The 21,991-nt window shown below is 43.3% G+C and carries 20 protein-coding genes; 4 read left to right on the top strand and 16 right to left on the bottom strand.

The window, feature by feature from the left end; genetic code table 11:
• Nucleotides 1-37: 37 nt before the first annotated feature.
• The 7 genes from ACFPIK_RS07125 to ACFPIK_RS07095 form a co-directional block, all read right to left on the bottom strand.
• Entirely contained in the window at nucleotides 38-2,149 is a 2,112-nt protein-coding gene (locus ACFPIK_RS07125; protein ID WP_377913668.1) for a SurA N-terminal domain-containing protein, read from the bottom strand.
• Between the two features lie 86 nt (nucleotides 2,150-2,235).
• Nucleotides 2,236-3,516, bottom strand: coding sequence for a hemolysin family protein (locus ACFPIK_RS07120; protein ID WP_377913666.1), 1,281 nt, complete (start codon nucleotides 3,514-3,516; stop codon nucleotides 2,236-2,238).
• A gap of 2 nt (nucleotides 3,517-3,518) precedes the next feature.
• A complete protein-coding gene (locus ACFPIK_RS07115; RefSeq protein ID WP_377913664.1) occupies nucleotides 3,519-3,731 on the bottom strand; it encodes a hypothetical protein in 213 nt (70 codons plus the stop codon).
• On the bottom strand, nucleotides 3,728-4,273 hold the full coding sequence (lptC, locus tag ACFPIK_RS07110) for an LPS export ABC transporter periplasmic protein LptC (RefSeq protein WP_377913662.1): 546 nt from the start codon (nucleotides 4,271-4,273) through the stop codon (nucleotides 3,728-3,730). The genes ACFPIK_RS07115 and lptC overlap by 4 nt, the downstream gene beginning before the upstream one ends.
• Nucleotides 4,274-4,361: 88 nt before the next feature.
• The gene (locus tag ACFPIK_RS07105; RefSeq protein WP_377913660.1) at nucleotides 4,362-5,660 is read right to left on the bottom strand and encodes a tetratricopeptide repeat protein; all 1,299 of its coding nucleotides are present in this window, start codon (nucleotides 5,658-5,660) and stop codon (nucleotides 4,362-4,364) included.
• A gap of 79 nt (nucleotides 5,661-5,739) precedes the next feature.
• Nucleotides 5,740-7,023, bottom strand: coding sequence for a hypothetical protein (locus ACFPIK_RS07100; protein ID WP_377913658.1), 1,284 nt, complete (start codon nucleotides 7,021-7,023; stop codon nucleotides 5,740-5,742).
• A complete protein-coding gene (locus ACFPIK_RS07095) occupies nucleotides 7,013-7,729 on the bottom strand; it encodes a type III pantothenate kinase (protein WP_377913656.1) in 717 nt (238 codons plus the stop codon). Before ACFPIK_RS07095 ends, ACFPIK_RS07100 begins: the two co-directional genes overlap by 11 nt.
• A gap of 90 nt (nucleotides 7,730-7,819) precedes the next feature.
• On the opposite strand from ACFPIK_RS07095, the gene ACFPIK_RS07090 reads away from it, so the two are divergent.
• The 3 genes from ACFPIK_RS07090 (at nucleotide 7,820) to ACFPIK_RS07080 (ending at nucleotide 11,903) form a co-directional block, all read left to right on the top strand.
• Nucleotides 7,820-8,893 (top strand): anhydro-N-acetylmuramic acid kinase, encoded by a 1,074-nt coding sequence (locus ACFPIK_RS07090; protein ID WP_377913654.1) that lies wholly within the window; start codon nucleotides 7,820-7,822, stop codon nucleotides 8,891-8,893.
• Nucleotides 8,894-8,965: 72 nt separating this feature from the next.
• Nucleotides 8,966-10,192 carry a Glu/Leu/Phe/Val dehydrogenase dimerization domain-containing protein gene (locus ACFPIK_RS07085; protein WP_377913652.1) on the top strand — a complete coding sequence of 409 codons (1,227 nt, stop codon included), beginning with the start codon at nucleotides 8,966-8,968 and terminating at the stop codon, nucleotides 10,190-10,192.
• Nucleotides 10,193-10,373: 181 nt separating this feature from the next.
• Nucleotides 10,374-11,903, top strand: a complete 1,530-nt coding sequence (locus ACFPIK_RS07080; protein ID WP_377913650.1) for a sodium:proton antiporter — start codon at nucleotides 10,374-10,376, stop codon at nucleotides 11,901-11,903.
• On the opposite strand, the gene ACFPIK_RS07075 is transcribed toward ACFPIK_RS07080, so the two are convergent.
• The 8 genes from ACFPIK_RS07075 to rfbC all read right to left on the bottom strand — a co-directional run bounded on the left by ACFPIK_RS07075 (nucleotide 11,900) and on the right by rfbC (nucleotide 19,015).
• Nucleotides 11,900-12,484 (bottom strand): DNA-3-methyladenine glycosylase I, encoded by a 585-nt coding sequence (locus tag ACFPIK_RS07075; RefSeq protein WP_377913648.1) that lies wholly within the window; start codon nucleotides 12,482-12,484, stop codon nucleotides 11,900-11,902. The genes ACFPIK_RS07080 and ACFPIK_RS07075 overlap by 4 nt on opposite strands.
• A gap of 77 nt (nucleotides 12,485-12,561) precedes the next feature.
• Nucleotides 12,562-13,299 (bottom strand): shikimate dehydrogenase family protein, encoded by a 738-nt coding sequence (locus ACFPIK_RS07070; RefSeq protein WP_377913646.1) that lies wholly within the window; start codon nucleotides 13,297-13,299, stop codon nucleotides 12,562-12,564.
• Nucleotides 13,296-14,231 (bottom strand): DUF368 domain-containing protein, encoded by a 936-nt coding sequence (locus ACFPIK_RS07065; protein WP_377913644.1) that lies wholly within the window; start codon nucleotides 14,229-14,231, stop codon nucleotides 13,296-13,298. The genes ACFPIK_RS07070 and ACFPIK_RS07065 overlap by 4 nt, the downstream gene beginning before the upstream one ends.
• 56 nt (nucleotides 14,232-14,287) lie before the next feature.
• Entirely contained in the window at nucleotides 14,288-15,058 is a 771-nt protein-coding gene (locus ACFPIK_RS07060; protein ID WP_377913643.1) for a phosphosulfolactate synthase, read from the bottom strand.
• A 107-nt stretch (nucleotides 15,059-15,165) separates the two neighbouring features.
• Nucleotides 15,166-16,581 carry a tetratricopeptide repeat protein gene (locus ACFPIK_RS07055; protein ID WP_377913642.1) on the bottom strand — a complete coding sequence of 472 codons (1,416 nt, stop codon included), beginning with the start codon at nucleotides 16,579-16,581 and terminating at the stop codon, nucleotides 15,166-15,168.
• A gap of 162 nt (nucleotides 16,582-16,743) precedes the next feature.
• Nucleotides 16,744-17,703 (bottom strand): NAD-dependent epimerase/dehydratase family protein, encoded by a 960-nt coding sequence (locus ACFPIK_RS07050; protein ID WP_377913641.1) that lies wholly within the window; start codon nucleotides 17,701-17,703, stop codon nucleotides 16,744-16,746.
• An 8-nt stretch (nucleotides 17,704-17,711) separates the two neighbouring features.
• The gene (locus ACFPIK_RS07045; protein WP_377913640.1) at nucleotides 17,712-18,461 is read right to left on the bottom strand and encodes a tyrosine-protein phosphatase; all 750 of its coding nucleotides are present in this window, start codon (nucleotides 18,459-18,461) and stop codon (nucleotides 17,712-17,714) included.
• Entirely contained in the window at nucleotides 18,461-19,015 is a 555-nt protein-coding gene (gene rfbC / locus ACFPIK_RS07040) for a dTDP-4-dehydrorhamnose 3,5-epimerase (protein WP_377913639.1), read from the bottom strand. Before rfbC ends, ACFPIK_RS07045 begins: the two co-directional genes overlap by 1 nt.
• A 189-nt stretch (nucleotides 19,016-19,204) precedes the next feature.
• Between rfbC and hflX the strand changes: the two genes are divergently transcribed.
• The gene (hflX, locus tag ACFPIK_RS07035) at nucleotides 19,205-20,473 is read left to right on the top strand and encodes a GTPase HflX (protein ID WP_377913638.1); all 1,269 of its coding nucleotides are present in this window, start codon (nucleotides 19,205-19,207) and stop codon (nucleotides 20,471-20,473) included.
• 170 nt (nucleotides 20,474-20,643) lie between these two features.
• Here the strand turns inward: hflX and dgt are convergent, their stop codons facing one another.
• Nucleotides 20,644-21,987 (bottom strand): dGTP triphosphohydrolase, encoded by a 1,344-nt coding sequence (gene dgt, locus ACFPIK_RS07030; protein WP_377914070.1) that lies wholly within the window; start codon nucleotides 21,985-21,987, stop codon nucleotides 20,644-20,646.
• Nucleotides 21,988-21,991: the final 4 nt, after the last annotated feature.

Genomic DNA, 21,991 nt, shown 5'->3' with positions numbered 1-21,991 from the left:
CCCATGCCTTTCGACATGGGTTTCATTGAATCAATGATTAGAAATACTTGTATCGGTAGTCTTTTACCTTAGCTAGTTCTTGAAGGGCCATCATAATCTGATAGGTCATTCGCTGAGAAGCTGCTTGAGATAATTGAGCTTGGTAAGAAGTGTAGTCACCGATCTCAGTGGCAGGAGTCAAGCTGTTTAGCTTGCTTACGATGACTCCGATATCTTCTTGCACAGGCTTGGTGATCTGTCCGCTAGATTTCAATCCGAAGAGTGTTCCGATAGCTTTTGGTGCAAAACCGATTCCTGGGAGTACGGAAGTGCTAAGTCTCAAACCTGGCACGTCGTTAAGAGATGCATCAGGGAATACCGCCTTCATTTCCTCAAGTGTAGTCTTTCCAGCAAGTTTTTCCTGGATCATGGCTGCTTTCTTGTCATTCATGACTAGTTGCTTCACTTGATCCCTTACATCTTCCAATTTAGCTTCACCTTCTTCTTTTCTGCTTACCAAAGTGGCCACTACATAAGAATTGTCCAATTCAAAAACTGAAGAAACTTCACCGACCGAAGCCTCTCCAAAAGCCCAGATAATTACCTCTCTAGCATTGGCGATGTTATTCAAGTTTCTGGAAGAAGCATCAACATTGTTAGCCTGTAAGATTCTGAAACCTTTATCCGTAGCATTTTCTGTAAACTGATTTCTATTTCCGCTTTCTGCCGCAAAAGAATCTGCGTTTCTGAAAGCTTCGTTTCTGGTGGCATCAGAAGCTACCAATTCAAGCTCGAGTACAGATAGTTTGGTATAGGTAGAGTTTGGTAGCTCAGTTACTTCAATGATGTGGTAGCCATATTCAGTTTCTACCAGATTGGATAAAAGTCCAGTTGATTTGGCAGCGTAAGCGGCATTGGCAAAAGGCTCTACAAAATCAGCCTTTGCAAACCATCCTAAGTCACCGCCATTTTGAGCCGTTCCATCCTGACCGTATTGTCTTGCAGCTTCTGCAAAGTTGCCATTGGCTTTGATGTCTGCCAACACAGTTTCAGCTTGCTGCTTTACAGCTGCTTTTCCGGCATCATCCATTCCATCGGTACCAAACAATATATGGGAAGCTCTCATCTTGGGAGTTCCTTCATATTGATCAGTCACTTTGTAGGTCACATAGGAGGAATTTGCAGTGATAAACGGACCGTAAGTCTCACCTTTCACCACTTGAGCTACATTGGTAGTCAATGAAGCAGGCAATTGATCACCCGGTGCAACGGTAACAAAAGGAGATTGGGTCTCAGAATTTTGACTCACAAAAGCAGAATCATTTTCAGCGGTTTTCAGACCTTCTGTCAATTCCTTGATTCTGGAAATCACCGCAGCTGAATCTTCCCCACTAGGCAGAATACTAAAAGAAACATATTCCAAATTGGCAGAATTGCCGACTTTGAATTTCTCTTGATTCTTGGAAAGGTAAGCAGAAAGCTCGCTGTCAGAGATGGTTACTTCTGAATCTGCAATAGCAGAAGCATAAGGGATAAACAGCACGGTAGCATCGGCGATAGAATTGGCAGATTTATGCTCCAATTTCGCTTCTGCCGTGGTAGCGTATTCTGAGGTGGCAAGAAGGTTATCGTACTTGACACGGTTTCTTGCTTGCGCAAAAAGCTTCTCCTGCTGAGCCCATGCTGCTTGTTGGGCTGGATCCGCAGTTTCCAAAGACTGAAGGAAAGAGATCAATTGAGTCTTGTCAAATTGACCAGTCTGAGGGTTTGTCAACTGGGCGCGAAGTTCCGGTACAATGTTTTTGCCCTGTACCATGTCGATCAGCTCTTGGCTGGAGACCTGTAAGCCAAGTTTTTCATATTCTTCGTCGAATACTCGCTCCACAATCATGGCTTGCCAAGCTTGTTCTCTTACAGATACCATTTCGGGCTCTGAAGGGATTCTGCCAGTACGTTGCTGGAAGGATGCTTTGAATTCCTCTACCCTAAGGGCAAATTCTTCTAAAGTGATTTCCTCACCGGCAATTTCTCCGACGATGTTTTGGTTCGTATTTAGCAGGGATGAATTAGGGCTCAAGAGATCACCGCCCAAAAGAAATAATATCAACCCGCCGGCGATTACACCGATTGCGAGACCTGTCCGCTGTCTTATTTGCTTAATTAACGCCATTGTAGTTACTACGCTTTTTTTGAAGTGTCGCAAAATAATAGCATTAGGGGCGAAATTCAAAATTTAACCCTGAACATTGTCTGAGCTTAAAAAATATCGGAGCCGCTGATTTTCAGCCGAACAGTCTCGATGCGGTGGGCTTGTTTGGTCACGATGGTAAAGGTAAAACCTCCATACGTGATTGTTTCACCTTTATTTGGAAGGTTTTCGGTAAGTGAAAGGATGAATCCCGATAAGGTTTCAAAATCTCCATAGGGTAAATTCCACCCGTACTTATCATTGAGATAATCTATTTCCAGTCGTGCACTGAGCAGGTATTCCTGATCTCCAATGAGCTGCTCGGTAAGCGCATCGTTGTCGTACTCATCATCAATTTCCCCAAAAATCTCCTCAATAATATCTTCCATCGAAACGATTCCGCTCGTGCCACCGAATTCGTCAACTACTAGTGCCAGGCTTTTCCGCTCTTGGATAAACTGGATCAAAAGTTCATTGGCTAAGGCAGATTCAGGCGCAATGATGATCGGGTTTAGGATGTCTTCGATGGATTTGGGTTTTTTGAAAAGCTCCAATTGATGGCAATACCCAATGACCTCATCTATCGATTCTCTGTAAATGATCACTTTGGAATGGCCACTTTCTTCAAATACTTTTTTTAACTCCTCGATGGAATCATCTACTTCCACTGCGACGATATCGGTACGGGGAATCATACATTCTCTCACGCGCACTGTCTTGAATTCGACGGCATTGTCAAAAATTTTGGAATCAATTTCGACTTTCCCTGGAGTTCGGTTTTGTCGCATTTGATCCTTGATGAAGGAATTGAGATCAGTGATGGTAAAGACGGGCTTTTCCTCATTGTAATCTAACCTCAGCACCTGGGTGATAAATAACCTGGAAAGTCCTACGATCAGCCAAACGATGGGATACATTAAATAATAAATTCCCAAAAAAGGCAATGCAAAGAAATTGAGCATGCTATTGGGATTTAGCATAAACAGACTTTTTGGCAAAAACTCACCGGTTATTAGGACCAAAAGCGTGGAAAGAAAAGTCTGGGTAATGAGGATGACTGCTTCATTATTCAATGAATCCGGGAGTATACTCCTTAATGCATCATCCAGCAAAAATGCCATGAAGGTGCCATAAAGTACCAACATGATGGTGTTTCCTATAAGAGTTGTTCCAATAAACTGACCTGGCTCTTGGATAAACTTGCTGAGGACTTTACCACTGAAGACTCCCTGTTTCTTCTGAAGTTCGATTTGGAGCTTGTTGGCAGAAATATAGGCAATCTCTATCCCTGAGAAAAATGCTGAAAAGATCAGCGTGATCAAGACATAAAGGATGTAAGTGCTGTCCATGATCAGTTTTTCTTCTTGGGATTGATGGATTTTTTTGGGATTTCAGCTGGAGGATTTTGTTTTTGATTTCTTCTCAATTGAAACCAAAACAAAAGTGCCACCGCAAACATAAATATAGCATAGGCAGACCCAATTCCATTGACCAAAGTCTGGTGAATGCCAACTATGATGAGTGCCAAAGAGAGCGAAAGGATCAATGCGTCAAGTAGTTTCATAGGCCTTCTCCAGGTAATAGGGTACGACTATCCCTGACTTTTTTAAGTTGGTAATTTGAAAAGGTATCGTCTGCTTCCATGCCGGTTCCATTGAATATGGTCTGTCGCTCTTGGATGGTGACAAACTTTTCCGTGTAAATTTTCTTTTGGGCCTGATTCCAAAAAATCTCTTCCGTCTGTAGACGTTGGTCTTTGATCAGGTTATGGATTTGGACGTTTCCCTCACCTCTATATAGATTTTGGTCTCGGAGAAAATACCCTCGATCTGCGGTCATGGTCGTTTCCAAAAGGCCTTCGGGAGTAAATATCTTGATCGCTATCCCTTCAGGAAACTCCATGTTGCCATTGGCAAAATCCAGCTGCCTGGCGGCAGTCACTTCTGACCGATGCACCGCGGAGTCACTGTGGAGAATGTGAATATTGACTGCCGAATTGATCGGACCATCGTATACTGGCACTGATTCCGGATCGATAGTCTCCCGACAGGAAAACATCAAGCAGCCGACCACTAGGATAAAGAATGAAAAAGAGGCTTTATTCATCGGTCGCAAAGATACTAGGATTGTTTGAACCAAATAAACGAAGAAAGGCAGCCAATTTGGCTGCCTTTCTTTATGCTGTAAACTAAAATTAGTCTCTGGTAGACAAGCTAACGGTCTCACCAACCCAACATCCGGTGCTGATAGATGTACCCACTGATAGGCCTTCAGTGAAAAGCTCTTCTTTGGATGGGAATCTCGCACGGGCATTACCCATACCTTTGGAGTCGCCAGCTTTTTGGTAAGCACCATAAGCAGCGATAAAGATACTGTAGTCTTTCGCACGGCTTTCACCACCTCTACAATCATTGAAAGCGGACATGTATAGGTCACCGATTAAGGAATAAGCAGCAGAGGTTAGCTCCGGATCAAAAGAAGCAGCTTCTTTGGCAGCAGCTCTTGCAGCAGATTTTCTTCCCGCTTGGGTATGAACTTTGGCAAGTTCCATTTGGATTTCACCTTTTTGCTTGTTGTTTTCAGCAAGTGTCAATGCTTTCTCCAATACAGGTTGTGCTTTGTCAAAGTCTCCTGATGCCATGTATCTCATTGCTCTTACCTGAGAAGTCGCAAAGGTAGGCTTCTTTGAGTCGATCAATTCCAAAGCTGCCAGGAAGGAGTTGGAAGAGTAACACTTATACTGTACCGAATATTTGAAGATCTGGTTGGCGATGTCTTCGTTGGTAGGATCAGCAGTCAACTTTGGACCCATTGTATTCTCAATAAAGTTACAATCGATCAGCTCCATGTTGACCAACAAGGTTTCCAAAGTAGATCTTGGCTGGGTCACATCTTTTCCTGCTGCAGCTGATGCATCCAAAAGCTTATTTGCCTTATCATAGATAGCAAGGATTTGCTCTCCAGTGTATGCCTTATTCAAAGCATAGTTTCTGTAGATCAAGTCGAAATAAGCTGCTACCAGCTGGTGATTGATATTACCGTTTAGTTCAACTGCTTTTTCAAAGTCCGCAATCACACCAGGGATTCTTGTTTTGTCTCCCTTGAAAAACTGATACCCAAAGTAGGCTTTGTTTTCAATCCACTTTGGAGCGTTGTTATACAACTCCCCGCGCTTGTTGTAGATGGCCATTACGCTGTCTTGGTAAACCAATTTTTGAGCAGCATCAGCAGTTTTATCAGCAGCTCCCTTGTATACGTTTACACCATTGATGTAAAGCGACTCATTCAGGTTTGGCACATTTACGAGCAGCCAGTTTAGTGGCTTGGTAGCCTCGACAAACTGTTCAGACTTCATGTAGTCTGTGTAGGCTGCATTCAGTTCTCTAGCTTTTGCCTCTTGGGCAGGATCTGTTGGCCAGTTCCATTCCTGGGCTTGAGCAAACCCGGCCACGAGTAGTGCTCCTAGGACAAGAAGGGTTGATTTAATTTTCATGTTCGTCTAGGTTTTATTCAGTTTTTGAATTTGGGAGCTATCCCTTTGTTTGGTTATTGGTTAATCTGTAATCTTTTTTTTACTCAAATGTTCGTTTGTAGAACCAGCTGTTGTCATTAAGAGATAGGCCAAAGGTGAAATTGACATAAGACTCTCTGATCAACCCATTGTCCAGTGTTCCTCTTTGGCCGGCCTTGATTGCGAAGTTCACCAAGGACAATTGGTTCACAGGAATTGAAGTTCCAAAGTTGATGCCAATATCATTGATGGTACTTTGGTTTAGGAGATAAGGAGTCTGATTCCACTCCAATCCAATCCTATAAGTAGCGCGTTTCAGGAGGTTATCGAAACTTTGAAAGTCCGGAACAAACTGAACCCCGAGGCCCACTTTTTTATTAGACTGGAGGGTCAGCGGATCTCCGAAGAAGTTTCTGTAATCGGCAAAATCCTGGTACTGTCCTTCCAAACCGACCGCGAATTTATTGTTTTTCTCATAGGTAATACCAACTCCGTAACGATTTGGTATGTAAATACTTCCTCTTTGATTATCAGCAATCAGGTCACCGTCTGTATTTGGCCTACTAGCTTGGCCAATTGCGGCCAATTTTGCAAACGCAGTTCCATTAACATCACCCAATTTCTGATAGATGGCTCCGAGGTGAATGTTACTCTTGGCTGATGATTTGAACATGTAATGCAAACCCGCTTTGAACCCGACATCGGAAACTGTTAATCTTTCATAATATTCAGATGCCTGACCTACTTCCACATCTTTTGAGTCATAAATCAGCAATTGGTTGGATCGGATAGATGATCCAAAAAGGTAAGATCCGTGTACCCCGATGCTTAAATTTTTTGCGAGGAGGTAACCAAAATTGATGTAGGCTTCAGAAATACCGCCGTCTCCTTCCAGAAAATTGGAGGCTTTTAATTCAGAGTTTGTGACTGGAGTTTCTACCTGGAGGCGGTAATTGATACTGGAAATCTGCCCAAGACCCATCCCTGAGGTGAACTTACCGGATTTGATAGGAAGAGAGATAGCAAGGTAAGATAGCCCTCCTCCATCAACCAATGAATTTTCTGTTCCATTGTTGACATTGATTCTCTTATAATTTAGAGCGGCTTGGAAGTTGAAAATGGTATTTCGGGTAGTAAGTGCTGGATTAACCACATTGGCGTGCCATCCGGTAGCAAAGCTGATGCCCATACCCCCCATACCCTGATTGTGGGTAAGGCCTCCTGAATTAAAATCTCCGATGCCAAGGGCGCTGTAGACAGAAGAACTGGTCTGGGCATATCCCTGCGTAAATAATAAAAGGGTGCAAAGGACACCCACTGTTTTCAACCCTATTTTACTCAACATTGTGATTTAGAATACAATTTAGCCCATGTAGAACCAAATTTGGGACTACAAATATGTGGTCTTTTACTAATGATTCAAAAGATTGAGAATCACCTCCACAGATATAAATGGATATTTCAGGAAATTTAAGACTTGCGGAGCCTATAAATCCTTCGATTTCGAATTTTACGCCAGACCAAATTCCTGAACTCATGCAAGAGGTGGTCGAATCTCCCCAATCCGATTCAGTCCTTGGGAAAAGTGGAATTTCCGGAAGCTTTGCGGTCAAGAGATTCATGGCTTGTGCTCTCATTTTTATACCGGGGCTTATGGCTCCTCCCAGGTATACCCCACGATTATCTACAAGTTCGTAGGTGATGCAGCTCCCCATATCGATCGCCAAGACTGGGTTTTTGCCTGCAAGATTCCAAGCTCCAACAGCCGCCGCCAATCGGTCCAAGCCCAAAGTATGGGGTGTAGCATACCCGTTGATCAATGGAGTGGAAGTCTGATGGTCAAGAAAAAGAAAGTGAAAAGGGAGATTGGCCAGTAATTCAGATTTTGAAAACCTTACCGAACTTATCAGGCAGTGATCAAAATCTACTCGGCTAAAGTACTCAATCGATTCTTCCAAAGAATCAAAAGATTTCTCCTCCAAAAGCTGGTCTTTATCAAACTGCGCTGATTTGATTCGTGTGTTTCCGATATCGATGACTAGACTTTTCATGGCATTGCAAATTAGGTATTAATAAAAAAGAGACTTTTCCTGCCTCTAATTTATCTTTGATTCTTTCCCCCGCTTAACAATCTTTAACCCATGCATCCACAACGCTATACCTTGATAGGTCTCATGTCCGGCACTTCCGGGGACGGTTTGGACATTGCTCACTGCCATTTTGAATACCAAGATGGATGGTCTTTTGAAATCCTTCAGGCCAAAACAGAACCTTTTCCTGATGCTCTCGGTGAAAGGCTTCAAGCCAGCCATCAGTTATCTGGATTTGAGCTTACGCTTTTGGACATAGATTTTGGAAGGTGGATGGGGGAAAAAGTGAAGGAGTTTTGTGCAGAAAATCAAATCAAGCCCATGGCAATAGCCTCCCATGGTCACACCGTATTCCACCAACCATCCAAAAAAGTCAGTCTCCAGATCGGTAATGGTTGGGCGCTGCATCAGGCTTCGGGTGAAAAAGTCATCACTGACTTTCGAATGCTTGATGTCCAATTGGGAGGACAAGGGGCACCTTTAGTTCCTATTGGGGATCGCTTACTTTTTCCTCAGGTGGATTTTTGCATCAACCTGGGAGGTATTTCCAACTTGTCCATGGAGCATGAAGGCAGGAGAATTGCCTTTGACACTAGTCCTTTCAATCTCTTGCTTAACCCATTGGCCAAAAAATTGGGAAAACCCTTTGACGAAGGAGGGACTTGGGCAAAGGAAGGAAAAACGGATGAATCACTTTTGGAAAAATTAAACTCCTTGTCGTTTTACCACTCCTTTTCAGCCAAGTCATTGGGCCGAGAGGATATGGAAAATAACTTTTTCCCCCTTTTGGAAGCCAGCAGACTAGAGCCTAAAGATTTGCTCAGCACACTGATTGAGCATTTTGCCATTCAGATTGCCAAAGTAATTACCCATTATGCTGCTTCTGCAAAGCCAAGTGTACTTTTGACTGGTGGTGGGGCATACAATTTCTATTTCAAGGAATGCTTGGATCGTCATTTGAATCATAACTGGAATCAAATAGAGGCTCCTTCAGAACTTATTGAATTCAAGGAAGCCTTGATTTTTGCATTTCTGGGAGCGTTGAGGCTGAGAGGAGATATTAATTGTCTCTCCTCAGTGACCGGCGCGAGCAGAGATTCCTCAGGGGGGCTGATCTATGGATAAGCCCGGAAAATACGCCTAAGCCACAGCAGTTTTATTTTTCTATTTTTGGGCCCAAATATAAACCCAAATAAGATGCAGGAACTGCTAAAGAAATTTGAAAACAAGACTCCGGAGATCGTATTTGAGTGGAGCGACAGTGAAACGGAAGCGGAAGGATGGGTAGTCATCAATTCCCTCAGAGGCGGTGCCGCGGGTGGAGGTACCCGAATGAGAAAAGGTCTCGACAAAAGGGAAGTGGAGTCGCTGGCAAAGACCATGGAGGTAAAGTTTACCGTCTCTGGTCCCGCCATAGGAGGAGCTAAGTCCGGAATCAACTTTGACCCTAGCGACCCCAGAAAAGAGGGAGTACTTCAGCGTTGGTACAAAGCCGTAATGCCGCTATTGAAAAATTACTATGGCACAGGAGGCGATCTCAATGTGGACGAAATTCACGAAGTAATTCCAATTACTGAGTCTTATGGCCTGTGGCATCCCCAGGAGGGAATTGTCAACGGCCATTTCCATGCCAACGAGCCCCAAAAAATCAGGAAGATCGGACAGCTCCGGCAGGGTGTGTCCAAAATTCTGGAAGATCCAAAGTTTACCCCAAACGGTCCAAAAAAGTATACTGTTGCAGATATGATTACAGGCTATGGTGTGTCAGAAGCCGTCCGCCATTATTATTCTATCTGGGGAGGAAACATCAGGGAAAAACGAGCCATCATCCAGGGTTGGGGTAATGTGGGTGCAGCAGCAGCCTGTTTTCTTGCGGTGGAAGGAGTTAAAATTGTAGGAATTATCGATCGGGCCGGAGGTCTGATCAGAGAGGATGGATTTTCTTTGGACGAAATCCGGGAATTATTTTTAAAGAGGGAAGGAAATCAGCTCATTTCAGAAAATCTACTTCCCTTTCACGAAGTCAATTCCAAAATCTGGGACGTGAAAAGTGAGATTTTTATTCCGGCTGCGGCTTCCAGATTGATCACCAAAGACCAAGCAGAGCGAATGGTTGCAGCGGGATTAGAAGTCATATCCTGTGGTGCGAATGTACCTTTCGCGGATCCCGAGATTTTCTTTGGACCTACAGGTGTTTGGACTGACGAACGGATTTCGGTCATTCCTGATTTCATCGCTAATTGTGGAATGGCCAGAGTATTTGCTTATCTGATGAGCGACCATGCCGCAGTGACTGACGAAGCGATCTTTTCAGATGTTTCCTCCACGATCGAAAAAGCATTGAAAAGAACACATGAAGAGAATCCTGCTCGGAAAAACATTGCCCAAACTTCCTTTAAAATAGCATTGACACAACTCGTGTAAAAGCTACCTCAACAATCCCCCCTGCTGAATTAATTTATCGTGAAATTCGGCAGGGGTTCTATTTGCGATTATAGAGTTTGCATCAAATTCAGTAGTTTAGCGACCACCCAATCTTATCAAATCCCACATAAAAATTCGATAAATTGCCGGAAAGTAAAACCCAGCCCATTAAGTCAATCCAATGAAGAAATATCTTATAAGTCTTTTCATACTTTTCGGAATATTATTTTTTGGAATGATTGAAGCGTCAGATTGCTATGCACTCTCCTTTGATCAAAATACTGAACAACTGGCACAAACCGAAGACCACTCCGCCTCTGCGGATCAATTGGGGTCTGACCATGCCGAAGAAGCCCATGCCGAAGAGCATCACATAGCTCCTCTTTGGTTGGTTATCCCATTTGTTACGCTTTTGTTGATGATCGCGACAGGTCCTTTATTTTACGAGCACTTTTGGCATCACAATTATCCAAAAATTGCCGTAGGATTTGCCGTATTGGTCGTTCTCTATTACTTGTTTGTATTGGATAATGTGCATGCTCCTGTACATGCACTCGCTGAATATGTGCAATTCATCGCTTTACTAGCTTCTCTCTATGTAGCATCGGGCGGGATTTTGATAGAGATTGACAAAAAAGCGACCCCACTTGCCAATGTATCTTTGCTCCTGATAGGCGCAGTAGTATCTAATTTGATCGGAACTACAGGTGCTTCTATGCTTTTGATTCGGCCATTTATTCGATTGAATAAAGCTAACATTCAGCCCTATCATGTAGTGTTTTTTATCCTGATGGTGAGCAATGTGGGCGGTTCACTGACTCCTATCGGCGACCCACCGCTTTTCTTGGGGTTTCTTAAAGGGGTTCCATTCTTTTGGACTATTGAGCATAATTGGCCTGCTTGGGCCATGGCTTTGGCACTTTTAGGAACTGTATTTTATTTTATCGACCGCAAGTTTGGAAAAGCTTCGGAAGAAGATGACTACTCCGAGGAAATCAGCTATTCCAATAAATTTACCATGATCGGAGCCAAGAATTTCGGCTGGCTTTTCGTGGTAATTTGTGCAGTATTCTTGGACCCCAATGTCATTGAGGGCGTACCTGCCATTCACTATGATGGCCAAAAGTTTTCTTTCCTGAGAGAAATCATCATGCTTTCGGTGGCATTTCTTTCTTACAAGTTTGCGGATCAGCGCGCCATCAAAGGCAACGAATTCAATTTTGAACCGATTCGTGAAGTAGCCTTTATCTTCATTGGTATTTTCGGGACGATGATGCCTGCTTTGGAGTTGGTTGGCAATTTTGCAAAGTCTCCAGAAGGAGCTGAATTGATCACGGTGAATACCCTCTATTGGGGAACAGGCACTCTTTCAGCAGTACTTGATAACGCTCCTACCTACCTCAATTTCTTGGCAGCTGCCATGGCCTCCGAAGGGTCTGATATTGGCAATATTGCCCAAGTGAAAGAATTCGCGGCTAATACCATGAACGATTCAGATACTACTTTCCAATTGTTGGCAATTTCCATCGCTTCGGTGTTCTTTGGAGCTATGACGTACATAGGTAACGGGCCAAACTTCATGGTTAAATCCATCGCAGAGCAAAGTGGAGTTAAGATGCCGTCTTTCTTCGGTTACATTATCCGGTTTACTCTTCCGATCCTTCTTCCGATCCTTTTCTTGGTTTGGCTGGTATTTATCGCCTTCGTTTAAAACTTTACTTCCTCATATCGAAAGCAATCCATCAGATGGTCATTGATCAGTCCGGTGGCTTGCATGTGGGCATAGACGATAGTACTTCCTAAAAACTTAAACCCTCTTTTTTTTAGATCTTTCGCCAGTTGATCTGATTCTGGAGATGTAGCGGGGTAGGGTTCTCCTCTTTTCAACGAGTTGATTTTTGGTTTTCCTCCTACAAATCCCCAGATGTAGGTTGAAAAAGAGCCAAACTCTTGCTGTACTTCCATAAATCGCCGGGCGTTGTTGATTGCAGCTCTGATCTTTTGAGCATTTCGGATGATGCTGGAATCCTGAAGCAATTCCTGAACATAAGTCTCGGGAAATTCTGCAACAATGCGGTAATCAAAATCGGCAAAGGCTTTTCGATAACCCTCTCTCTTTTTCAGTATTGTTGCCCAACTGAGACCCGCTTGGGCACTTTCTAAAACTAAAAATTCAAAATGGATTTGATCATCATGAACGGGTACGCCCCACTCTGTATCATGATAAGTGATGTAATCGGGAAAGCCTAAGCACCAAGGGCATCGGTTGATTAAGGATTGATTTGTCTCCATCCTGAAAAGTGAAAAAATCAAAGATCACTAGCAAGCTCTTTCTTGATTTATAGGACTCAAAAAAAGGGTCGATATAATCAGCTATTCCAGATTTTCCATGCCGCTTCAGCCTGAAGTTCCAACATATCCTGACCATTTTTGGCTTTTCCACCTCTAGAAATACACTCCTGCATCAATCTTGTCACGGGTGGATTATAGACCAAATCATAAACCAGATGAGCCGAAGTAAGTTGGTCCAGTGGAATGTCTGGAATTCCGTCCACTTTAGGAAAGGTACCCAGTGGTGTGGTATTGATGATTAAGGGGTAATTTTTTAGAAATTCAACATTTTCACTTAACTCCTCATAGCTGAGTTGATGCTCATCCTTGCTTCTGGATACGGATAAAAAAGCAACTTTAAGATCTTTTAAAGCTTGTTTGACTGCTTTGGAGGCTCCTCCTGTTCCCAAGACCAAAGCATTGGGTATCTCATCGCCTAACCATGCCTGAAGGGAGTGCTTAAATCCAATATAATCGGTATTGAATCCGGTTTTTTTCCCTCCCCTGATTTGAATGCAATTTACTGCACCAATCGTCTTACAAGCAGGATCGAGCTCATCCAAAAAGGAAATTACTTGCTCTTTGTAGGGAATTGTTACTGCCATTCCTTCCAGCTCAGGATGTTTTAAAAGTACTTCAGGAAAGTCTTCAATTTGAGGAATTTCATACAAATCAAATTGACAGCCGTTAATACCTTCTCTTTCAAACTTTGCGGTGAAATACTTCTTAGAAAAGGAATGTCCTAAAGGAAACCCGATCAACCCAAATTTTCTCATGAATGCTGAAGTTTGCTAGCCAACCACTCAATAAACAAGACTAATCCGATTCCTCCGATGAATGCACTAATTGCAGAACCTAATTGTGGCGCTTCCCCTACCTGAATTAGGTATTCAGAAGGAAGGATGTTTTCAGTCAGAAAAGGCTTTTGCTCACCGCTGGATGAAGTTCTCCATGCCGTGATGATTTTCCAGGGCCAGAGCTCATTGACCGATCCAAGCATAAATCCGGACAACAGGCCAATGGTAGCAGAATGAAATTTGCGCAGGAGGTAAGAGACCACCCTACTAAATGAAAGAATACCAACTATACAACCTGACGCAAAAAGTGCCAAAGTGAAAATGTCTTTATCTGATACGGCTTTCAAGATGGGTTCATATTTACCTAAAATCAACAGTATAAAACTCCCGCTAATTCCGGGCAAAATCATTGCACAAATGGCAATAGCTCCAGCCACAAAGGTGAACCATTGGGCATCGGGCGATGTAGTGGGGGGGAGATTGGTAACCCACCAAGCAATGATCGTCCCTATCAGCACAGAGATTACTACTCCAAGATGCCATTTTTTGATATCCTTTAATATGAGAAAGGCACTAACCAAAATCAATCCACAGAAAAAAGACCAAAGTGGGATTGGATGCTCATTCATTAAAAAAGTAATCACTTTAGATAGTGCAAAAATGCTTGTCAGAATTCCCAACAAAAGGCTTAGCAGAAAAGAGCCGTTTACTTTTTCGTAGAATGATTTGAAGTCAAATGATTTTAATAGCAGAAGGTTTTCCAGATTAAAGGAGTTGATGCTGTCTAATAATTGCTGATAAATTCCTGCGATTAAGGCTATAGACCCACCTGAGACACCAGGGACGATATCTGCTGCGCCCATAGCCATGCCCTTAAGATAGGTGAGGCCGTATTTTTTGATTGAATTCATGGGAAAAAGAAAGGCTGACCGATTACCGACCAGCCTTTATAGGATTGTTGAAGTTATTAAAGTTTGATTTCACCCAGAAAATGATCGAAAGTATCACCACGAAGTCCCAATCGGATAGTTTCCAAAGGGATCACTTCGGATGGGCTGATATTTCCAAGATTTACATTGGCTCCCAGAAGTTTGATAAACCATACCTGCTGAGATTTTTGTGGGGCTTCCCAAATGATGCGTTCCTCAGGAACCTGAGTTAGGATTTCCTCAACCAGACCCTGTCTTACTTCACCTGAATCACGGAAAAGGCCAACATTACCACCTTCACGAGCCTCGCCAATTACTTTCCAAGCGCCAGCATTTAGTTCGGTTTGCATTTGCTCGATCCACTTGTAAGGAGGGATGATTTTGGCTGCATCTTTTGAACCAACTTCTGATAATACAGTGACTTGCTGTGCAAGTGTGCTAATGAACTCACACTTTTTTTCATGATTGAGCGAGATGGAGCCATCCGAAACTTCAGCATATTCTAACCCATAGGTATCCAGTACTTTTCGGTAATCGTCAAACTGTCCACGTACGATAAATGCTTCGAAAAGTGTACCTCCAAAATAGACAGGTATGCCAGCCTCACGATAAACGGCAATTTTCTCCTTCAGTTTTTTGGTTACGAAAGAAGTGGCCCATCCCAACTTCACAATGTCCACATAGTCGGAGCAGCTTTCTACAAAATCTTCAGTTTCTCTCAGGCTGAGACCTTTGTCCATCGCCATAGTAAATCCCGTGTTGCGAGGCTTTTCAGTCCTCACAGGGAGATTCTTCAGCACGTAATTCATGTGTTAATTATTTTATTTTAAGGCCACATGGAATCTCGCATGCTGGGTAGTCAACTCAAAATGTGACTTTAAAGTAATGCTCGATTTCATTTGCTAGGTTTTAATGTTTAGAGCTGGGTAGTGCTATCCCGATATTGGTCAATGATTTTATAAATGGCCTTTTGCTTTTGTAATTCAGGCATCAGCTCATACAAAATCGTATGCCTATCGAAGTCCAAAGTTAACGCATTTTCCAAATAAGTGAAGGCCTCTTTGTATTTCCCCATTTTGATCAGATATACCACAATTCGGTAGTAAAGTTCTGCCTCCTCCGGAGATTCTTCTATTCCTTCTCGGATCACATCTACCGCTTCTTCAAAACGATTCTGCTCAAAATAAATCACCGAGAGGTTGACATAAGTTTCCATGATTCCCGGCTCGAGGTTGATTGCTTCCTCGTAAGCTTCCGAACTTGCCTGAAGATTACCCAAGTTAAACTCTGCATCAGCTAGACCTACCCAATAGTTTGGGTTGTCCTTGTTGAGATTGAGCGCTTTTTTGAAATAATGAATAGCTTCAAAAAACTTCTCTTTTTTGAGCATACACATTCCTAATCCAAACCACGCATCGTCATACTCTTCGTCCAGCTTTGCTGATTTTTTGAAATACTTAAATGCTTCATCGATTTTACCCATCTTTTCATAAGCAGCACCCATGTAGCAGCAGTTTTCAGCATTGGCGCCCTCACAATTGATGGTATTTTGATACGCTTCCAAGGCAGCTTCATACTGTTGGGTATTCATCAGTGAATTGCCCAGATTGAAATAAGCCGAGGCAAATGCGTCATCAATCAACAAGGCATACTCATATGCCTGAATGGCATCTTCAAATCGACCGAGGCGATTATATACAACTCCCAGGTTATACCAGGCTCCCGCAGAGTAAGGGTCCTGATCGATAAACTCTTGGTAAAACTCCAGAATCTCGTCAAAGGAACCTTCCTCTTCTGTGATCATGGCCAATTGAAAAAGCGCGTCTTCGTGGTTGATCCGATTTTTTACAGCGTCTTTGAAATACTCGCTTGCTTTAGTATTGTCTCCTTTGGCCCGGTACAGATTTCCCAAAGAATAGAACACCTCTGCCTTATCCTCTGCCATGGGCAGATAGTTTTCAAGAAGATCAATGCCTTCCTGAAACGTACCTGCCAAAATATGGGCATTGGCTAGGGCTAAGACAATGTCTTCATTATTTGGGGACAGATTGTTGAGATGCTCAAGGATATCCAGGCCTTCTTCCAACTCGTCGTTGAAAATCAGACACTGTGCCTTTTGCAATCGGATCTCCACCGAAAAGGGGAACTTTTCGAGGGCATATTCGGACGCTCTTAGTGCTTTAAGGAATTTTTGCTGATCAAAGTAAAACCGGATGATGTCTTCCAGCTCTTCTTCTTCGAAATACAGGTCCAAGTTGGACTTCAGGGAATTTTCAAATCGCTCTACAAGCTTTTTGTCTTCTTCCCAGTCGTGATCGTGATCTCCGGTCATTCGATAGTCTTATGGTTTTTTTAAGATACCAATATTTCGGGTATCCCACTAGTTGGTTTTGTTAATTTTTTTGAAGCTCAGGTTAGAATTTTGAGCTAAAGTGGAGGCGAATTTGGGTGAAATCTCTGTTGGCTAAACGCCTAGATGTAAAAATAAGTTTGATCAGGGTTGTTTTGCCCACTTCAAGGTATCTTCTAAAGAGTGGTATTGGTAGTGCAATAGTGCCTGCACCTTTGCATTTGAATAATAGCAATTCCTTTGAGCATTTACGGCTAATTGCCTATTGAGAGGGCTATTTGAAAGTCTCAATCCCCTCAATAGACTGATGACAGGTAAAACTATTTTAAGTAGCGTATTGGAAATCCGGATACTTGGAGCTTTGGTCTCAAAGATTTTTGCAAGTAAAGCGAAAAACTCTCGGTATGATTTCCCCTCTTTATTGAGGATAAAGCGTTCACCCCATGCATTTTTCTCCACCAATAATCTGGTGATGGCAGCTGCGTCTCGGACATCGATGTAGTTGATATTTCCCTTGGGGTAAAACAAATTACCTTTCAGTACATATTGATAGATCGATCCGCTGCTTTTTTCGTAGTTGGCTTTGCCAAGTATTACCGACGGATTGATGACAAGTGTCTCCAGACCTTCTTGCTCTGCTCTCCAGACTTCCAGTTCCCCCCAATATTTGGATAGCGCATATCCTGAATTGAGCGGAGAATCCACCCATTTGAAGTTTTCATCGTACTCTTTTACCTCGGAGGTTCGGCCAATGGCCGCTATGGAGCTAACATAAACTAATTTCGGCACTCCCGCAGAGAGCATGGCATTGACCACATTGGCGGTACCCTCGCTGTTGATTTTATAGAGTAGATCTTCATCTTTGGAAGCGAAAGAGACCATTCCAGCTGCATGAATGACTAGGTCGATGTCCTTCATTGCGTCCAGAAGGGAGTCTGTATCTGTGATGTCTCCTTCGTGCCATTGTACAAATAAATCAGCGTCCTTTAGGAGATTTAGGTTGGAATTTCCCCGTTTAATTCCATGGATTTTTCCAAGCTGACTGAACTCCTTAGCCAGTTGACTTCCAAAATATCCGGTAATACCTGTAATGAGAATATTCATTAGCTGATTCAGAGCTGATGATTGATAAGCTCCAGCTTTTTAATCTTTTCGTAAGTTTTTTGATGCTTGGGAAGCGTCTCCAGCATGTCCAAGTATCGGGCATTATGACAATCCGTGCCAAGAAGGGCAACAGCATTTCGCTCTAAGAGCATCTCGCCAAAATCCTTCACTTGCTTGGAATAAAACCCGGTAAGTGAAAGAAGGTTAACCTGAAAGAGCAGATTTCTTTCAATCAATTCTTCCTGAAGTTTTTTGTCTGCTATGAGGTACTGATAGCGCTCAGGGTGAGCCAAAATCGGTTTAAAACCTGCCATTTCTAAATGAAAAATAATGTCCAGCAGCATTTGGGGTTTGTTGATAAAGCCAGTCTCTACCAGTATGTAGCCCCCTCCAAAACTGAGAATTTCTTCACCTCCTTTTACCTTTTCCAAAAAAATCTCATCCATGTAATATTCTGCAGCAGCTTCTATTTCAATCTGGATTTTTGAAGCTGAAACCGCTTTTTTCAAATCTTCAAGACCCATTCGGATGATTTCAGGCGTGTTGCGGTAATATTCCGACATGATGTGCGGCGTGGTGATGATTTTCCTCAAGCCATACTCCGCCAGTCGTTGAATCAGCCCTAGTGATTCCTCCATAGACTTAGAGCCATCGTCTATACCTGGAATCAGATGGGAGTGCATATCCACTTGCAACCATGAAAGGTCCAAGCGTTCAACTTCCGCAGGTTTTTTCTTAAGAAAATCCAGCCAGCCCATTACAATCCACCTCCAGTTTGAGTTCTGAACTGCTCTAAGGTAGGCCACACCTGATCTTTTTCAGAAATGATCGGCTGGTCTACCATCCAATCGATTCCCAAAGAAGGATCTGACCATAAGATTCCACCTTCGGAAGCTTTGTGATAGTAGTTAGAGCATTTATAGACAAAAACGGCGTCCTCCAATACCGAAAATCCATGTCCAAATCCGGCAGGGATATACAGCAAGTTGTTTTTTTCGGAATCCAAAACTGTGGAATAGAACTGACCAAAAGTAGGTGAGTCTTTTCTGAGATCTAGTGCAACATCCAGCACTTTACCCGAAATGACCCGTACCAATTTGGCCTGCGCATTGGGGGCATGTTGAAAATGAAGGCCTCTTACTGTTCCCTTTTGGGAAAAAGACTGATTGTCCTGAACCCAATTTTCAGTAATTCCTACTTTTTCGAGCCAATCCTGACGAAAGGATTCGAAAAAATAGCCACGATTGTCAGGAAAAATTCTTGGGAAAATCTCTACAACTCCAGAGATGGGGGTAATTTTAATTTCAGCCATTTTGGCGAATTTAGTTAGCTATAATCGGTAAAATAACCACTCAGCAAGAGAGTATCCTAATCTATTCTGAGGAATTATGCCCAAATTTGGGGCAAGAGGACTGAAAATCAAATACTCCCTAGCAGGGATTTGATAAAAGGCGTTGAACCTTTTCCCCAAGAATGCCCTCTCCTATCTGATACAAAAGCCATGAGTAAAATTTCCCGAAAACTCCAAAAATTGCATGAAACGGCCCCCAAAGTAGAAACAGCCGTTTTGGTAACACTAATCCGGCAGCATCAGAGTGATCAGGAAGTTGAGGAGCACTTGGATGAATTGGCCTTTTTGGCAGAAACACTGGGGGCGAAAACAGTCTACCGCTTTACTCAAAAAATGGATAAACCGGACATCCGGACTTTTGTGGGCAAAGGAAAGCTCGAAGATATCCAAGCCTACGTCGAGCACTTTGCCGTGGACATGGTCATTTTTGACGATGACCTTAGCCCATCCCAAATGCGGAATTTGGAGAATGAGATCAAGGTCAAAATTTATGACCGCTCACTTCTTATCCTGGATATATTTCTCCAAAGAGCCCAAACAGCACAAGCGAAAACCCAAGTGGAGCTCGCAAGATTTCAATACCTCCTGCCACGCTTAACCAATATGTGGACCCACTTAGAGCGACAGCGAGGAGGTACAGGTACTCGAGGCGGAGCGGGTGAAAAAGAAATTGAAACAGATAAGCGAGATATTAGAAACAAAATCACCCTACTCAAAGAAAAACTCCGCGAGATCGAAAAGCAGGGAATTACCCAACGAAAAGGTAGAAAAGGCATCGTGCGTGTGGCCTTGGTCGGCTACACCAACGTGGGTAAGTCCACCTTGATGAACCTCATTACCAAGACAGATATTCTCGCTGAAAACAAACTTTTTGCAACGGTGGATTCAACAGTAAGGAAAGTAGTCCTGGAGAATATTCCCTTCCTTCTTTCCGACACGGTTGGATTTATTAGAAAGCTTCCAACCCACCTGATCGAATCCTTCAAATCCACTCTGGACGAAATTCGTGAAGCAGACCTGCTCGTGCATGTGGTGGACATCTCCCACCATGCTTTTGAAGATCACATCGCAGTGGTGACTCAAACCCTTCAGGAGATCAAGGCGGGAGATAAGCCCATTTTACTGGTCTTCAACAAAATTGACCAGGTACAGCAAATGCCTTCTGAGGAAGAATCTCAACATATCAGCGAGCATGAGCTTCAGGAGACGCGTTATGTGGATTTCAAGGCGCTCTCCGATGCTTATGAGAAGAAAAATGGGATCAAACCGGTATTTATGGCCGCTGGATTGGGCGATAATGTGGAAGGGTTTCGGGAGGCGCTGGTGGCAGAGGTCAAAAAGCAACACCGAAAAATCTATCCCCATTATTTGGAGAATGAGGTAGTGGATTGGAGCGGAAAATGGGAAGAGAGTGAGTAAAAACCAAATTTGATCTTCCTGGCTAAGACTTTTTGAAAAGGAGAAGTTGCATTGCTTCTCCTGAAGTTGGTCTTTTTTCAATTAGGCTGGAATTAAGCTTCTTTTTAACCTATGGTGACTTGGAGATTTTAGAATGAGGTAAAATCTCCTTTACCTAGAGTTGATTACTCTCACCCCCCCGGGAAAGAAATCCCCTTCACCCTACGATACAGATTCAAGGCATACTTATCTGTCATGCCCGAGATAAAGTCCACCAGTGCCCGAAGCATGGGATACGGATTAACCGCCGCTCCCCAGCCCTTGAGCGGAAAGTCCTCGGGAAGCAGTCTCAAAATGCTCTTGTCCTGTCCGGAAAAATACTCAGGCGCATAAAACTGATGATACAGGGCTTGCGAAAATACACTCAGCAAACCGTCCAAAACCTGGAAGCCCGCCGCTTCTTTTTCCAAGACTACTTTGGAACGATAGATTTTTTGAACCGAGACTTTGGAGATCTCTGCCAAAGCCTTGGCGGAAGGAATCATATCCGTGAGGGCTTTGTCAAAGTTTCCTTTGCGCATGTTTTCCTCATAGTGGGCAAATACTTCCACTGTTTCTCGGATAAGCTGTCCAATAGTCAAAGCCCTCAAAGCTCCTAGGTTTTGAGCTTGAGTCCGGTCTTTCAGCTTTTCTTTATCAAACTTATCTCCCAAGATGGGTTTGAGCAGCTTCAGGGTTTCTTCAAAGGTGACCAATCCCAAAGTACAGCCATCTTCGAGATCGATGATGCTGTAGCAGATGTCGTCAGCTGCCTCCACCAAAAAGGCTAAAGGATGTCTCGCCCAAGAGTCTTGGCTGATTTTCTCCATACCAAGTGCATCAGCCATTTGCTCAAAATCGGTCAATTGATTGATAAAAAATCCGAATTTCTTCTGGCTTTTGCGGGCGATATCCCGCTGGGCAATGAGGCTTGGGCGAGGATATTTCGTGAAAGCGGCAAGCGTGGCATAGGTCAATTTGAGTCCAAACTGCTTGGAAACCAACATGCGATAACCCTGCGCATTTCCTTCAAAATTGACCAAATCGGCCCATTGATCTACTCGGACGTGTTTTTCCCAAGCTCTGCCCATGGGATGCAATCTGAAAAAATCAGAAATGGCTTCCTCACCGGCATGGCCAAAAGGAGGATTTCCGATGTCATGTGTCAGCGCTGCTGCTGCCACGATCGAGCCAATCGCAGAGGAAGTAATTCCCAAGGCTTGCAGATTGGGATACTTTTCCAACAAAAACTCTCCTGCAGACTTGCCCAAGGATCTTCCCACGCTCGAGACTTCAAGGCTATGGGTAAGTCGAGTATGAACAAAGGCCTGCTCTGGAAGTGGAAAAACCTGTGTCTTGTCCTGAAGATTGCGAAAGGGTGCCGAAAAAATAATTCGGTCATAATCTACTTCAAATTCACTGCGTACGGTATCCGAAGTTGCCGGTTTCATGCCTTCACCAAAGCGACCTGAAGCCAACAGTCTTTCCCATTTCATCATG

This window comes from Algoriphagus aquatilis, from assembly GCF_042657405.1.
Lineage (GTDB): Bacteria > Bacteroidota > Bacteroidia > Cytophagales > Cyclobacteriaceae > Algoriphagus > Algoriphagus aquatilis.
This window is presented reverse-complemented; position numbering and strand designations above follow the sequence as displayed.

Coding starts and splice junctions, on each gene's coding strand:
- ACFPIK_RS07125 (WP_377913668.1), bottom strand. CDS start 2,149: ATGGCGTTAATTAAGCAAATAAGACAGCGGACAGGTCTCGCAATCGGT.
- ACFPIK_RS07120 (WP_377913666.1), bottom strand. CDS start 3,516: ATGGACAGCACTTACATCCTTTATGTCTTGATCACGCTGATCTTTTCA.
- ACFPIK_RS07115 (WP_377913664.1), bottom strand. CDS start 3,731: ATGAAACTACTTGACGCATTGATCCTTTCGCTCTCTTTGGCACTCATC.
- lptC (WP_377913662.1), bottom strand. CDS start 4,273: ATGAATAAAGCCTCTTTTTCATTCTTTATCCTAGTGGTCGGCTGCTTG.
- ACFPIK_RS07105 (WP_377913660.1), bottom strand. CDS start 5,660: ATGAAAATTAAATCAACCCTTCTTGTCCTAGGAGCACTACTCGTGGCC.
- ACFPIK_RS07100 (WP_377913658.1), bottom strand. CDS start 7,023: ATGTTGAGTAAAATAGGGTTGAAAACAGTGGGTGTCCTTTGCACCCTT.
- ACFPIK_RS07095 (WP_377913656.1), bottom strand. CDS start 7,729: ATGAAAAGTCTAGTCATCGATATCGGAAACACACGAATCAAATCAGCG.
- ACFPIK_RS07090 (WP_377913654.1), top strand. CDS start 7,820: ATGCATCCACAACGCTATACCTTGATAGGTCTCATGTCCGGCACTTCC.
- ACFPIK_RS07085 (WP_377913652.1), top strand. CDS start 8,966: ATGCAGGAACTGCTAAAGAAATTTGAAAACAAGACTCCGGAGATCGTA.
- ACFPIK_RS07080 (WP_377913650.1), top strand. CDS start 10,374: ATGAAGAAATATCTTATAAGTCTTTTCATACTTTTCGGAATATTATTT.
- ACFPIK_RS07075 (WP_377913648.1), bottom strand. CDS start 12,484: ATGGAGACAAATCAATCCTTAATCAACCGATGCCCTTGGTGCTTAGGC.
- ACFPIK_RS07070 (WP_377913646.1), bottom strand. CDS start 13,299: ATGAGAAAATTTGGGTTGATCGGGTTTCCTTTAGGACATTCCTTTTCT.
- ACFPIK_RS07065 (WP_377913644.1), bottom strand. CDS start 14,231: ATGAATTCAATCAAAAAATACGGCCTCACCTATCTTAAGGGCATGGCT.
- ACFPIK_RS07060 (WP_377913643.1), bottom strand. CDS start 15,058: ATGAATTACGTGCTGAAGAATCTCCCTGTGAGGACTGAAAAGCCTCGC.
- ACFPIK_RS07055 (WP_377913642.1), bottom strand. CDS start 16,581: ATGACCGGAGATCACGATCACGACTGGGAAGAAGACAAAAAGCTTGTA.
- ACFPIK_RS07050 (WP_377913641.1), bottom strand. CDS start 17,703: ATGAATATTCTCATTACAGGTATTACCGGATATTTTGGAAGTCAACTG.
- ACFPIK_RS07045 (WP_377913640.1), bottom strand. CDS start 18,461: ATGGGCTGGCTGGATTTTCTTAAGAAAAAACCTGCGGAAGTTGAACGC.
- rfbC (WP_377913639.1), bottom strand. CDS start 19,015: ATGGCTGAAATTAAAATTACCCCCATCTCTGGAGTTGTAGAGATTTTC.
- hflX (WP_377913638.1), top strand. CDS start 19,205: ATGAGTAAAATTTCCCGAAAACTCCAAAAATTGCATGAAACGGCCCCC.
- dgt (WP_377914070.1), bottom strand. CDS start 21,987: ATGAAATGGGAAAGACTGTTGGCTTCAGGTCGCTTTGGTGAAGGCATG.